The following is a 13,249-nucleotide window of genomic DNA, read 5'->3' on the forward strand; positions in this document are numbered from 1 at the left end:
CCGACCAGGAGACCTCATGACCGTCAACCCCGTCCGACTCAACCACGCCGTGCTCTACGTGTCCGACCTGTCCCGGAGTGTCGCCTTCTACGAGGCGGCCTTCGGGATGCAGGTGGCCGCACGGGAGCCGCGTGCCAACGCGGCCTTCCTCCGGCTGCCCCGATCGGGCAACCACCACGACCTCGGACTCTTCGGCGTCGGCGAGCAGCCCCGGCGCCCCCGCGGCGCTCTCGGGCTCTACCACCTCGCGTGGCAGGTCGACACGATCGATGAGCTCGAGCAGAGCCGGACGACGCTGGCGAACCTCGACGCCTACACGGGTGAGTCGAGCCACGGTGCCACCAAGAGCGTCTACGGCCACGATCCGGACGGCAACGAGTTCGAGGTCATGTGGATGCTCCCCCGCGCGGAGTGGGGCGCCTACGAGAACGCGGCTCCCGTCGACCGTCTCGACCTCGCCGGTGAGGTCGAGCGATGGGGTGGCGTGCGCACCGGCTCCGAGCTCGTCCCACTGGACCCCCGATGAGTGGCGCCGAGAGCTTCTCGGCCCCGGTGGTCGCGACGTTCGGCGACACCGGTCCGGATGCCCCGCTCGTGGTGCTGCTGCACGGACGGGGATCGAGCGAGGCCGACATCATCGGCCTCGCCTCCCACCTCCCTGCCGGCGTCTCCTACGCCGCCGTCAGGGCACCGATCGCCGAGAACGGTGGCTACGCCTGGTTCGCGAACCGCGGCATCGGACGACCTGTGGCCGAGTCGTTGGCCGCCACCATGTCGTGGTTCCGCGCCTGGCTCGACGAGTCCTCTCGCGCCAGCCGCCCGGTGATCCTCGTCGGCTTCAGCGGGGGCGCTGCCTTCGCCGGTGGCCTCGTTCTGAGCGACCCGGCGCGCTTCACCGCGGTCGCCACCCTGTTCGGCACCCTGCCGTTCGAGGCCGGGGTCCCGGTGGACGCTGGTCGGCTCACCCGCCTGCCGGTCTTCGTCGCCCACGGCGACCAGGACCACGTCATCCCCGCGGACCTGCTCGAGCGCACGTGGCGCTACCTGAACGAGGAGTCCGGCGCGCCCGTCGCGGCACGCCGCTCCCCGGGTGGCCATGCGCTCACAGCGTCCGTGGTGGCCGACCTCGCCGGCTGGATCACCGAGCAGCTCATCGCGGCGCCATCGTCGCCACGGGCTGGCGCCGCACCCACCACCTGAACCCACCACCCCCAAGGAAAGAAGGATCGCCATGATCACCCACGTCTGGAGCATGAGCTTCACCAAGGACACCACCTCCGAGCAGCGCTCGGCCTTCGTCGAGGCCATGGAGGCGCTGCCGACGAAGATCGACGGCGTCGAGTCGTTCCGGTCGGGAACCGACCTGGGCCTGAACCCCGGCAACGCGGACGTCGGCATCGTCGCTGACTTCGCCGACGCAGACGCCTGGCGCACCTACATCGAGGCGCCGGCCCATGTCGCGTTCGTCGAGGACCACGTCACTCCCCTGTCCGCCTCCTGGAACGCCTTCCAGATCGACGCCACGACCAGCGGCGCCTAGGACGACCTTGCTCCACTCGGCCGGAGAGCCCCGTCGCTCTCCGGCCGAGGTGCCTCGACAGGGGCACCCACCACAGCGGCGACGTGCTCCTCGGCGGCCTCGGCCATGTCCGCGTGGGCGGTGCGGAAGATCTCGTGCGCCTCGACCCCGGGCCAGTCGTCAGGCCGCAGCTCCTCGGGCAACCGGGGGTCCAGGAACGGGAAGTGCCGGAAGGTCGCGATCAATTCCGTCCGCGCCCGCAGCGCGTCGGCCCCCTCCAGCGACGCCGCCCTCGCGGTCAACGACCGGTTCTCCGTGATGAACTCGCTATAGCTCGCGGCCAGCTCGTCCAGGTCCCAGCAACGTCGGGCGAGGTCCCGGTCGGCCTCGATCCCGCCGCTGGAGCACTGCAGGATGTGGATCCGGTCCCTCGCGAAGTCCTGCGTGAGCGTCGTGGCCTCCTCCCGACGGTCGCCGGGCGCGAGCCACGTCGAGGTCGTCAACGGCCCGAACCCGTGCCACGACAGGGCCTTGCGCAGCCGCTCGCGGTCGTGCCGCTCGGACTCCGTCAGCTGGTAGATCACCATGGTCCAGCCGCCGTCCCAGCCGACGGTGGGAGGCGCGAAGATCCGTTGCCGACCGTCCTCCAGCACCTCGAGCATCTCCTGGCTCAACGTGTAGGCGGTCTCCCGTCCGATGCGGCGGGTGGTGAACCATCCCTCCCTGCGCAGGCGCGACATGGTCACCCTGGCCGTCGCCGACGTCACGCCGAACTCCGCCAGGAGCGTCGTCAAGGGCGTCAGGCGGACCTCGGGGCCGACGTATCGGAGGTAGTCACCGTAGAGGTCGAGGATCAACGACCGCGGTGTCTGAGCCATGGACTCATGATGCCCTGCCGGGCGCGCGAGGTGCACCGACGACACCATGAGTGCTCAGATCCAGCGCGGCGCGGGCAGCGGCGCGCCCGTCCAGTCGAGGTCGGTGGCGACGCCGCGGCCGGTCGCCCAGCGCGCCAGCTCCGGCAGGGAGCCGGACACCCTGAGCTCCGCATCGGGGTCGCCGAGCACCACCCCGGCCTCCAGCACGACGCCGAGTCCGGCGCCCTCGCCACGTGCGGTCCAGGCGCCGGTGATGTCACCGAGCAGGCGGGTCAGAACTGTCGGCGGGACGTCGACGAGGCGACCACCGGCGTCGAGGTCGATCGCGTGCAGCCAGACCTCCCGGATCCGCATCCAGATCGTCTCGGACGCCGGCACGGTGCGGCCCTGCGCGGTCACGACCTCGGACCGCCACCGCTCGTCGGGCAGATCCCGCCACCTGACGTCGAGGTCGATGGCGCTGTGCTCGCACAGGTGTCGCAGCGCCTCCGGGTTCAGGGTGGCGCCCTCCTCGATCTCCCGACCCCTGGCGTCGGGCGAGGAGTACATGGGCGTCTCGACTCCCGTCGCCGCCCACTGCGTGAGCCGGGCGATGCCGCGCGCGTTGTAGCCCACGTGGGCCACGACGTGCTTGCGGCTCCACCCGGGCAGCAGGGATTCATCGGCAAGGTCGCCGTCGGACAGGCCGTTCAGCACGCGGCGGAAGTAGGCCGTCCCGGCCCGGACGGTCGCGAGGTCCTGCACGACGTCCGGGTCGGTCGCGAGGTCGACCCGCGCGCCCACTCAGTCCACCGTCTCGGCGACGACGGGATTGCTCAGCTCACCGAGGCCGTCGATGGCTGTGACGAGGTGGTCGCCGTCGACCAGGTAGCGCGACGGCGTGCGGGCGTGGCCGACGCCGCCGGGGGTGCCGGTCAGGATGAGGTCGCCCGGACGCAGCGTCGTCATCGTGGAGACGTATCGGACGAGGTCCACCGGACCGTGCACCAGATCACCTGTCGGCGCCTCCTGCATGGTCTCGTCGTTGAGGACCGTGCGGATCGTCGGACCGGGCGACCACTCGTCCGGCGTGACCACGGCCGGCCCCACGGGCGTGGAGGCCTCCCACGCCTTGCCTTGCAGCCACTCCCGGGTCCGGAACTGCCACGTCCGCATGGAGACGTCGTTGGCGACGGTGTAGCCCGCGATGGCGGCCTCGGCCTCGCCGGCGCTCGCCCGGCGGCAGCTGGTGCCGATCACGATGACCAGCTCGGCCTCCCAGTCGATCGCGTCGTCCTCGGGAGGCAGCACGATCGTGTCCGCGGGCCCGATCAGGGAGTCTGCGAACTTGGCGAACAGCGTGGGGTGCTCCGGGAGGTCCCGGCCCATCTCGAGGATGTGCTGCCGGTAGTTGAGCCCGACGCAGATGACCTTGCTCGGCTCGGGGACCACGGGCGCCAGGTCGAGGTCGGCCAAGGAGTGCTGGGGGCCACTCGCCACAGCGGCGACCTCCTGCCAGTCCTCCCGCGACAGGAGCTGTCCCACGTCGGTCGCGTCGATCTCGGTCACGACGTCTCCGTCGAGTCGTCCTGCTCGGTGCCCTCCGGGCACCCTGAACGTCACCAGCTTCATGCGTCTTCTCCCTCGATGTACGTGCGGTGGAAAGCGAGCTTCTCGATGATCGGCTGGTCGCCGAACCGGAACAGGTCGAGGCCGTGCTCGGACGACATCGAGAACGGGACCCACGAGGGCACGACCACCATGTCCCCCTTCTCGACCGCGTGCGGCTCACCGTCGAGCACGAGCTCGCCCTGGCCCTCGAAGACCTGGTAGACCGACGACCCCACCTCGCGGCGGGTCCGTGTCTGGACTCCGCGAGCAAGGCGATGGAACTCGGCTCGGATCGTCGGCATGACGTCGCCACCCGTGGTGGGGTTGACGTAGCGGACGGCCGCGTGGCCGGGCTCGACCGTGGCGGGGAACCCCTGCGCCTCCAGGTCCAGCTGGTCGGCCAACGCTCGGTCGGTGTGCTCCCAGCGGTAGGCCCCGATGGGCGAGCTGACGGTGTCGCGCAGGCCGGAGAGCGGACGCAGCCCGGGGTGTCCCCACAGCCGTTCGGACCTCGACACGTCCGGCGTCGACTCGTCGGTGACGTTCTCGGTCCCGAACTCGAAGAAGCTGGTGTCGGCGTAGTGCACGAACGGGATGTCGAGACCGTCGATCCAGGCCATCGGCTGGTCCGTCTCGTTGTGGTGACCGTGGAAGTGCCAGCCGGGGGTCAGCAGGAAGTCACCGCGTCGCATCGCGACCGGGTCACCGTTGACCACCGTCCAGACGCCCTCGCCCTCGACGACGAAGCGGAAGGCGTTCTGGGAGTGGCGGTGCTCGGGTGCCACCTCGTGCGCGCCGAGGTACTGGATGGCGGCCCACAGGGTCGGGGTCGCGTAGGGCCGGCCAGCCAGACCCGGGTTGGCCAGGGCGATGGCCCGGCGCTCGCCGCCGCGTCCGACCGGGATGAGGTCCCCGGCACGCTCGGCCAGGGGGAGCAGGGTCTTCCACCGCCAGACGTGGGGCACCGCGCTGGGCGATGGCGTCTGCGGCATGAGATCACCGATCTGTGTCCACAGCGGGATCAGGTGCTGATCGTCGAAGTCGGAGTAGAGCTTCTCGATCTGCTCCTGCTCCTCCGCGGTCGGCGGTGGCGGGGTCGCGATGTCGGTCATGGCACGGAGTCCTTTCCTCAGACGCTCTGCTGGGCAGATGCGAGTCGTTCGGTGATGTCGTCGCGGAGTCGGCGCTTGTCGATCTTCCCGACCTTGGTCGTCGGCAGCTCCTCCACGAGCTCGAGACGCTCGGGGAGCATGAAGGCGGCCACCTCGGCTCGACGGAAGTGCTCGACGACGTCCTCGAGGGTCGGGACGTCGCTGCCCGGACGGGGCACGACGTAGATGCAGACCCGCTCCCCCAGACGCTCGTCCGGCATCGAGACGGCGGCGACCATCGCGACGGAGTCCATCTCGTAGACGAGGCTCTCCACCGCCTCCGCGCTGATCTTCTCCCCGGCCCGGTTGATCATGTCCTTGTCCCGGCCGTGCACGACGAGGTTGCCGTCGGCGTGCTGCACGACGACGTCTCCGCTGCCGTACCACCCGTCGAGGAAGGCCTGGGCGTTGTGCTCTGCGGCGCGGTAGTAGCCCCTCGGCGTGTAGGGCCCGCGGGTGTAGATCGCACCCGGCTGGCCGTGCGGCAGCTCGCGGCCCATCACGTCCAGGATCCGCACCTCGTCGCCGGGATGGACCGGTCGACCCTGGGTGGTGCAGATGACCTCCTCGGAGTCGTCGAGGCGGGTCGTGTTGATGAGGCCCTCGGCCATGCCGAACACCTGCTGCAGGTGGCAGCCCATCTCTGGGCCGATGTGGCGCGCGATCTCGTCGGGCAGGCGGGAACCACCGACCTGCAGGACCTCCAGGGACCGCAGCTGGTCGCCGCCGACGGCACGTTGGTGGTCCAGCCAGGCCTGGGCGACGGCCGGGACCGCCGCCGCGATGGTGACGCCCTCGGCCTCGATGGTCGCGAAGACACGCTCTGGTGCGGGGCTCGGCAGCATCACGGCGGTGCCGCCCAGCAACAGCGCTCCGAGGATGCCGGGGCAGGCGAGGGGGAAGTTGTGGCTGGCCGGCAGGGTGCCGAGGTAGACCGAGGCCTCCTCGAGCGCGGCCGTGGCGGCCGTGGCCCTGATGTTGCACACGTAGTCGTTGTGGGTCCGGACGATCAGCTTGGGCAGGCCGGTGGTGCCCCCGCTGATGAGGAAGCAGGCCGGGGCGTCGGGGTGCGGCAGGTCGAGAAGGGGGCCACCCTCGCCCGGGCCGTCCGACCCCGGTGCCAGGAGGTCCTCGAGAGCGGTCGCGCCCTGCTCGGCCTTGCCGAGAACGATGACGTGGTCGAGGTCGGGGAGGGCGCCGCAGAGGTCGTGCGCGAGCGCCTGGTGGTCGAAGTCCCGCAGGCGGTCCGGTGCCGCGATGGCCCTGGCCTCGGAGACGCCGGCGAGGTGGTTGAGCTCGTGCCGGCGGTGGGCTGGCAGCGCCATGACCGGGATGATCCCTGAGCGGAAGCAGGCGAGGGTCAGGGCGACGAACTCCCATCCGTTCGGCAGCTGCACCAGGAGCCGGTCGTCGGGCTCGAGGCCGAGGGCGAGCAGGCGGCGTGCCGCTGCCTCGGACCGGTCGAACAGCTCGGCGTAGGTGAGTCGCGTCGGCCCGTCGACCACGGCGACCTTGTCCGGCCGGGCCTGCGCGGTCTCGTGGAGCACCTCCCACAGGGTGCGGTCCTCCCAGTAGCCGAGACGCCGGTACTCAGAAGCGACGTCGTCCGGCCACGGGACGGTGCCCTCGCTGGTGTGGTGGCTCATCGGTTCCTCTTCTCCTGGTCCGCGTGCTGGTCCGGGCACGTGATGACGACGGCGTCGAGCGCGACGAGTCCGTCGGGCGTGGCCCTGAGGGGGTTGACCTCGATCTCGACCACGTGCGGGTTCGCCTCCAGCAGTGCGCCGAGCCGTCTGGCGACGTCGGCGACCTGTGCGGGAGCGACGCTGGTCGAGCCACGATGGCCCTCGATCAGGGCGCGACCGGCGAGCTCGCTCGTCATCTGGTCCATCTGTCGGTCCGTGGCGGGCAGGCCGAGGATCGCGACGTCCCCGTAGACCTCGGTGGCGGTGCCGCCGACCCCGACGACGACGACCGGGCCGAAGACGGGGTCTCGACGGGCGCCGACGACGAGCTCGGGTCCGGACTCGCTCATCTCCTCCACCAGCCACGGGCCGGCCCCGAGGCTCGCCATCGCGTCGAGGCCAGAGCCCAGCTCGTCGACGTCGCGCAGACCGACGCGCACACCTCCCACGTCGCTCTTGTGCAGGATGTCCGGGTCGCAGATCTTGAGCACGACGGGGCCAGACAGGACCTCGAGGCTGGCCAGCACCTCCGCCCGGTCGCGACAGAGTCGACGGCGAGGCGTCGTGAGACCCGCGGCGTCGAGCAGGTCCTTCGCGCGTGCCTCGTCCCACGGCCCGCCGTCGGCCGGGATCGACGTCATCGTCGTCTGCGGACCCTGCCCACGGTGCTGGGCGCGGGCGTCGCGGACCAGGGCCGCCGAGGCCTGCGCAAGTGCCGTCGCACCCACCGTGAAGGGCAGGCCGAGCTTGGCCGCGGTGGTGCGGCCGATCTCGACCTCCGTCTGCGGTCCGTCGATGCCGACGATGGCCGGGACGTCGCCGAGGTCGGCGGCATCCACGACGGCCGGGAGGTCGACGACCGGCTCGGTCAGGCCGTAGACCGCCACGAGGTGGACCTGTGGATCGGACGCGACCGTGGCGACGACGGCCCCGTGCTGGGGGCCCGGCCGTCCCGTGTCGACGGGGTTGGCCTGGAAGGTGATGGGCGGGAGCAGGTTCGCGAGCCCGTCCCGGGTCGCGGGCGCCAGCGCCGGGAGGTCCACGTCGTTGTCGTGCAGGGTGTCGGCGATGACGAGCCCCGGACCGGCCTGTCCCGTGACGAGTGCGACGCCGGCACGCTCGATCGGGTCGAGCCGCGCCAGGGAGAGCGCGGAGACCGCCACCACCAGCTCCTGCTCGTCGTCCACCACGACCGCTCCGACCTGGCGCAGGAGCGAGCGCGTCGTGCGCCACGACGTCGCCAACGCCCCCGTGTGGGACGCCGCGAAGTCGCCGATGTCGTGCTGGCCGACCACCAGCACCACCACGGGCTTCACCCGGGTGGCGCTCCGGACGGCCGCGAGCAGGCGCGGCCCGTCCCGCACGGTCTCCAGGTGCAGCGCGATGGCCGTGGTCGCCGTGTCAGCCGCCAGGTGCTCGACCACCTCGGCGGCGTCGACGTCGACCCCGGCCCCGATGCCCACGCCCACGCTCAGTCCGCTGCCCTGGCGCTGCAGAGCGAAGGCGAGCGCGTGGTTCAGCCCCCCGCTCGCGGCCACGAGGCCGATGCTGCCGTCCTCGACGTCGGCGACACCGGGGACGAAGCTCGCCGTCAGGCCGGACCGCGGGACGAGGAAGCCGGAGGTGTTGGGGCCGAGCAGCCGGACGCCGGACTCCCGGGCGGCCGTCACGAGATCGTCGTGGTGCCCCGCACCCTCGTCCCCGGCCTCGGCAAAGCCGCCGGCACAGACGAGCGCGGCCCCCACGCCCTCGGCCGCACAGGCCCGCACCGCCCCGGCGCACGCCGCGGCCGGGACGCAGAGGATCGCGAGGTCGATCGGGACCGGCGAGGCGGCGCGCGCGGACGCGACGTCCGGGTGGAACCCGTCACCACCACGGGGGTTGACCAGTGCCAGGTGCCCCGAGAAGGACTGCAGGCTCTGGGCCATGACGCCGCCTAGCTTGGTCGGCTCCGTGGAGGCACCGATGACGACGACCCCCCGGGGTGCCAGCAGCGGGTCGAGGGCAGAGCCGACTGCGCTCAGAGACGCGCTCATGCCGAGTCCTCCGCCTGGGCGGACCGGGCCACTGCGTCGACGCGACCGGAGACCACGAGCGTCTCCGCCACGGCATCGTCGACCTCGTCGGCCAGGATCACGACGCGCGACCGGCTCAGCCGGAGCTCCTCGCACAGCAGGGTCCGCGGCAGGTCCGCTCCACCGCGGACCACGACGACCTCTGCCGTGTCGGGGACGTCGCGCAGGCCGCCGTCCACGTCGTCCTCCCGCTGGGGTGCCTGCACGACGAGGGCAGGGCCGGTCGACGACCCCGAGGCCCGCAGGACCTCGCCCTCGTCATCGTGGAGCGTCACCTCATCGCCCTCCGCGGTCCAACGCAGGACACGGCCGGATGCGGAGCGAGGGAGGCCGGGCAGGGCCAGCGGCGTCTCGAGCACCTCGCTGCCGTGCTGGTCCCGCCAATGAGTCCGGACGGACTCGACGAGGTCGGGGTCGCGACGAGCGATCCGCTCGATGTCGATGGTGCGGGAGAAGAAGTGGAAGGCGAAGGTCGTGGGGTCGAGCTGGGCTCGATACTGGCCGAAGCGCTCCCACCAGGAGAGGCTCGGTCGGGCGGAGCTCTGGATCTTGGCGACGGACGCCTGCCGCGTGGCCTCGTAGGCCTCGAGCGCCCGGGGAAGCTCGTCCGGGGTGCGCACGATCTCCTCGGCGAGGACGACGGCGTCCTCCATCGCCATCTTGGTGCCCGATCCGACCGAGAAGTGCGCCGTGTGCACCGCGTCCCCCAGCAGGGCGACGTTGCCCTCGTGCCAGGTCGAGGTACGGCGGGTGACGAAGTTCCCCCAGCGCGAGTTGTTGGTCACGAGCTCGGCACCCTCGATGTCGTCGGCGAAGAGCTTCTCGAGGTACTGCTGGCTCTGCGTGTCCGAGGTGCCGGGGGGCTGCGTCACGTCGAAGGAGTCGAGCCCGGCCCTGCGCCAGGTCGCCTCGTCGGTCTCCACGATGAAGGTGCTGAGCTCGTCGCTGATGGGGTAGCCGTGCACGGCGAAGGCCCCGTGCTCGGACTCCCGGTGGACGAAGGTCAGCCCGTCGAACAGGTAGGTCGTGCCGAACCAGATGAACTTGGCGACGGCCGTCTCGGTCGAGTGGCCGAGCGCCTCGTCCCCGAGGTGACGTCGGACCGTGGAGTTGGTGCCGTCGGCGCCGATGACGAGGTCGAAGTCCTCCGCCAGCCGGTCGACGCCGGGCGCCTCCTCGCCGAAGCGCAGCGTGGCCCCGGCCTGCTCCGCGTTGGCCTGGAGCAGCTCGAGCAGCTTGCGCCGGTGGATGGCGGCCATGCCGTTGCCGGTGAAGTGGTGCCGCTCGTCGCGGTTCCAGACGCCGATGCTGTTCCAGTGCGTCCCGAACTCCTCCAGCCCCTTCCGCAGGACGGGGTCGGCCGCGTCGATGGCACGCAGCGTCGCGTCGGAGAACACGACGCCGAAGCCGAAGGCATCGGTTCGCTCGTTGCGCTCGTAGACGATGACCTCGGCGCCGGGCAGGCCGCGACCGATCAGGGCGGCCGCGAACAGACCCCCCGGGCCCCCGCCGACGACAGCAGTGCGCACGCTCATTGCTTCTCCCTCGTCCTCGGCGCTCTCAGAAGACCACGACGGGCTTGACGACCGCACCTGAGGCGGAGTCCTCGAAGGCGGTGTTGACGTCCTCCAGTGCGTAGGTCCTGACCAGCCTCTCCACCGGGAACCGTCCCTGCTGCCACAACGACACCAGCCGTGGGATGAAGTCCTGCGGGATCGAGCTGCCCTGCACGATCGTCTTGAAGGTCCAGCCCTTGACCAGGGATCCCCCGATCTCGAAGGCTGCCTCGGTGCCGGGCGCCGCCGCACCGACCAGGGCGAGCGTCCCTCGGATGGCCAGGGACTCGGCGGCCCGGACCAGGACCGCCGGCACGGCAGTGGTGTCCAGGATGTAGTCGAGCCCACGTCCGTCGGTGATCTCCGCCAAGGCCGCCGTCACGTCCTGGGTCGACCCGTCGACGACGTGCGTCGCGCCGAGGTTCGTGGCGAGCTCGAGTCGGGACGCGTGCAGGTCGACCGCGACGATGGTGGTGCAGCCGGCGACGGCCGCAGCCATCACCGCAGCGAGGCCCACGGCACCCGCTCCCGAGACGGCGATCGACGACCCTGCGGGCGGACGGAGCTCGTTCAGGACGGCTCCGGCGCCGGTCTGCATGCCGCAACCGAGGAAGGCGACCTGCTCGAGCGGGACCGTGGGGTCGACCTTGACGATGCTGCTCTCGCTCACGTTGGCCTGGGTGGCAAACGCGGACTGGCCGAAGAAGTGGGAGGAGATGACCTCGCCGTCCTTGGAGAACGCCGTGGTGCCGTCCTCGCGACGCCCGCCGAAGTCCTGGGCGAAGAGGTTCTCGCAGTAGGCCATCCGGCCGGCGCGGCACTCGCGGCAGTGCCGGCAGTACGCGGCCGACATGATCACGTGGTCCCCGGGCTGCACCGTCGTGACGAGACGACCGACGGCCTCGACGACTCCCGCACCCTCGTGGCCGAGCACGGCCGGCAGCGGCGTCGGGTAGACGCCGTCACGGACGATCGCGTCGGTGTGGCACACCCCCGTCGCGACGAGGCGCACGCGCACCTCGTCCTCACGCATCTCGTCGAGCTCAAGGTCCTCGATGGTCAGGGCTGCGCCCTGCTCCCTGGCGACGGCGGCCTTCACGGTCATGCTCATGGTGATCCTTCGTGGGCGAGTCGGGTCGACCAATGCGTGACATTGATCAAGTGGTCCGCCTCGAAGATGTCACACAGCACGTCCGGTGTAAACGGCTCTCGAAGAAAATGTGTCAAATGCTTGACGTGCGACACATTTCTGACACATGGTGGGGGTGTGACCTGCACCACCGCCATGTGCAGCCCCGCGACGACACGCGGGTCCACGACCTGACAAGGAGTCCTCGTGACCATCACCGACCACGCCATCGCCCCCCAAGTGGGTCACCTCATCGACGGACAGGCGGTCGAGCCGACGAACCTGCGGGACCACCCGGACCCGGGTCGCCTGAGCACGGTCGCCGCCCGTGTCGCCATCGGCACCGCCGACGACGTCGACCGCGCGGTCCGTGCCGCCCATGCCGCCTTCCCGGCATGGCGCGACCGCTCCCCTGCCGAGCGCGCCGCGCTCCTCATGGAGGCCTCCAACGTCGTCGCAGGCAGTGGCGAGGAGCTCGCCGGCCTGCTCGTGCGCGAGCACGGTGGCGTCCTGTGGGAGGCCCAGACCGACTTCATGCTCGGCACCGGCGTCCTGCAGCACACGGCGAGCCTCGTCGAGGAGTTCTTCACGACCGTCGAGCTCGACGACGACCAGAGCTACGTCCGCATCGAGAAGGCGCCCCGCGGCGTGGCCGCGGCCATCGTGCCCTGGAACATGCCCGTCGTCCTGACCATGATGAAGCTGGCACCGGCCCTCGCCACCGGCAACACGTTGGTCCTGAAGCCGTCCCCGTTCGCCTCGGCCGCCCTCACGATGCTGCTGCAGAAGGTCGCGGCGGTCCTGCCCCCGGGCGTCCTCAACGTCGTCATCGGTGACACCGAGGTCGGCTCGGCACTCACGAGCCACCCGCTCGTGCGCAAGATCGGCTTCACCGGAGGCACCGCCACGGCCACCCACGTCATGAAGTCGGCTGCGGACTCCGTCAAGAACGTCACGCTCGAGCTCGGCGGCAACGACCCGGCCGTCGTGCTGGACGATGCGGACCTGGAGCTGACCCTCGATCGCATGCTCGGTGGGATCTACACCCGCACGGGCCAGATCTGCTTCGCCGTCAAGCGCGTCTACGTGCCGCGGTCCCAGTACGACACGTTCGTCGACGCCCTGTGCGACCGCGTCGCGAACTACCGGGTGGGCCACGGCCTCGACGCGAACGCCACCTTCGGACCGCTCAACAACAAGGCGCAGTTCGACCGAGTGACCGACCTCATCGCCCAGACGAAGAGCTCCGGCGCCAAGGTCGTCGAGCTGGGCGAGAAGCTCGACCCGAGCGGCTGGGACGACGGCTACTACGTGCTGCCGCACGTCGTTCGCGACACCGATCACGACTCGACCATCACCAGCTGCGAGCAGTTCGGTCCCGTCATCCCCGTCGTCGCCTACGACGACGAGGCCCAGGCGCTGGCCTGGGCGAACGACTCCGACTACGGCCTGGGCAGCTCAGTGTGGACGAGCAACCCGGATCGAGGTCTGGAGTTCGCGCGCAAGGTGGAGGCGGGGAGCACCTTCATCAACACGCACTCCTTCGAGTCCCTCGACCTGCGGATGCCGTTCGGTGGCATCAAGCAGAGCGGCATCGGGCGCGAGTTCGGCGCTGCCGGCATGGCGGAGTACGTCGAGGAGCACTCGATCCGCCGCCTCAAGTAGG

At 70.9% G+C, this 13,249-nt stretch carries 12 protein-coding genes; 4 read left to right on the forward strand and 8 right to left on the reverse strand.

Annotation, left to right across the window (positions count from 1 at the left end; all coding sequences use genetic code 11):
• Nucleotides 1–16: 16 nt before the first annotated feature.
• The 3 genes from ACHAAC_RS12480 to ACHAAC_RS12490 are packed head-to-tail and all read left to right on the forward strand — an operon-like array spanning nucleotide 17 to nucleotide 1,540.
• Nucleotides 17–526, forward strand: coding sequence for a VOC family protein (locus ACHAAC_RS12480; RefSeq protein WP_435716565.1), 510 nt, complete (start codon nucleotides 17–19; stop codon nucleotides 524–526).
• Nucleotides 523–1,200 carry an alpha/beta hydrolase gene (locus tag ACHAAC_RS12485; RefSeq protein ID WP_435716566.1) on the forward strand — a complete coding sequence of 226 codons (678 nt, stop codon included), beginning with the start codon at nucleotides 523–525 and terminating at the stop codon, nucleotides 1,198–1,200. Before ACHAAC_RS12480 ends, ACHAAC_RS12485 begins: the two co-directional genes overlap by 4 nt.
• Nucleotides 1,201–1,231: 31 nt before the next feature.
• Entirely contained in the window at nucleotides 1,232–1,540 is a 309-nt protein-coding gene (locus tag ACHAAC_RS12490) for a Dabb family protein (protein WP_435716567.1), read from the forward strand.
• Here ACHAAC_RS12490 and ACHAAC_RS12495 read toward each other — a convergent pair.
• Genes ACHAAC_RS12495 through ACHAAC_RS12530 form a run of 8 tightly spaced genes read right to left on the reverse strand, consistent with a single transcriptional unit; the run spans nucleotide 1,537 to nucleotide 11,565 of the window.
• The gene (locus ACHAAC_RS12495; RefSeq protein WP_435716568.1) at nucleotides 1,537–2,397 is read right to left on the reverse strand and encodes a PaaX family transcriptional regulator; all 861 of its coding nucleotides are present in this window, start codon (nucleotides 2,395–2,397) and stop codon (nucleotides 1,537–1,539) included. The genes ACHAAC_RS12490 and ACHAAC_RS12495 overlap by 4 nt on opposite strands.
• 54 nt (nucleotides 2,398–2,451) lie before the next feature.
• Nucleotides 2,452–3,180 carry a maleylpyruvate isomerase family mycothiol-dependent enzyme gene (locus tag ACHAAC_RS12500; RefSeq protein ID WP_435716569.1) on the reverse strand — a complete coding sequence of 243 codons (729 nt, stop codon included), beginning with the start codon at nucleotides 3,178–3,180 and terminating at the stop codon, nucleotides 2,452–2,454.
• Entirely contained in the window at nucleotides 3,181–4,008 is an 828-nt protein-coding gene (locus ACHAAC_RS12505) for a fumarylacetoacetate hydrolase family protein (RefSeq protein ID WP_435716570.1), read from the reverse strand.
• Nucleotides 4,005–5,099 (reverse strand): cupin domain-containing protein, encoded by a 1,095-nt coding sequence (locus ACHAAC_RS12510; protein ID WP_435716571.1) that lies wholly within the window; start codon nucleotides 5,097–5,099, stop codon nucleotides 4,005–4,007. The genes ACHAAC_RS12505 and ACHAAC_RS12510 overlap by 4 nt, the downstream gene beginning before the upstream one ends.
• Nucleotides 5,100–5,116: 17 nt before the next feature.
• Nucleotides 5,117–6,784 (reverse strand): (2,3-dihydroxybenzoyl)adenylate synthase, encoded by a 1,668-nt coding sequence (locus ACHAAC_RS12515; protein ID WP_435716572.1) that lies wholly within the window; start codon nucleotides 6,782–6,784, stop codon nucleotides 5,117–5,119.
• Nucleotides 6,781–8,859 (reverse strand): acetate--CoA ligase family protein, encoded by a 2,079-nt coding sequence (locus ACHAAC_RS12520; protein ID WP_435716573.1) that lies wholly within the window; start codon nucleotides 8,857–8,859, stop codon nucleotides 6,781–6,783. The genes ACHAAC_RS12515 and ACHAAC_RS12520 overlap by 4 nt, the downstream gene beginning before the upstream one ends.
• The gene (locus tag ACHAAC_RS12525; RefSeq protein ID WP_435716574.1) at nucleotides 8,856–10,433 is read right to left on the reverse strand and encodes an FAD-dependent monooxygenase; all 1,578 of its coding nucleotides are present in this window, start codon (nucleotides 10,431–10,433) and stop codon (nucleotides 8,856–8,858) included. The genes ACHAAC_RS12520 and ACHAAC_RS12525 overlap by 4 nt, the downstream gene beginning before the upstream one ends.
• Before the next feature lie 25 nt (nucleotides 10,434–10,458).
• The gene (locus ACHAAC_RS12530; RefSeq protein ID WP_435716575.1) at nucleotides 10,459–11,565 is read right to left on the reverse strand and encodes an NAD(P)-dependent alcohol dehydrogenase; all 1,107 of its coding nucleotides are present in this window, start codon (nucleotides 11,563–11,565) and stop codon (nucleotides 10,459–10,461) included.
• A 225-nt stretch (nucleotides 11,566–11,790) separates the two neighbouring features.
• On the opposite strand from ACHAAC_RS12530, the gene ACHAAC_RS12535 reads away from it, so the two are divergent.
• Nucleotides 11,791–13,248, forward strand: a complete 1,458-nt coding sequence (locus ACHAAC_RS12535) for an aldehyde dehydrogenase family protein (RefSeq protein WP_435716577.1) — start codon at nucleotides 11,791–11,793, stop codon at nucleotides 13,246–13,248.
• The last annotated feature ends 1 nt before the right edge of the window (nucleotide 13,249 follow it).

The organism is Aeromicrobium sp. CF4.19, assembly GCF_051262555.1.
Classification (GTDB): domain Bacteria; phylum Actinomycetota; class Actinomycetes; order Propionibacteriales; family Nocardioidaceae; genus Aeromicrobium.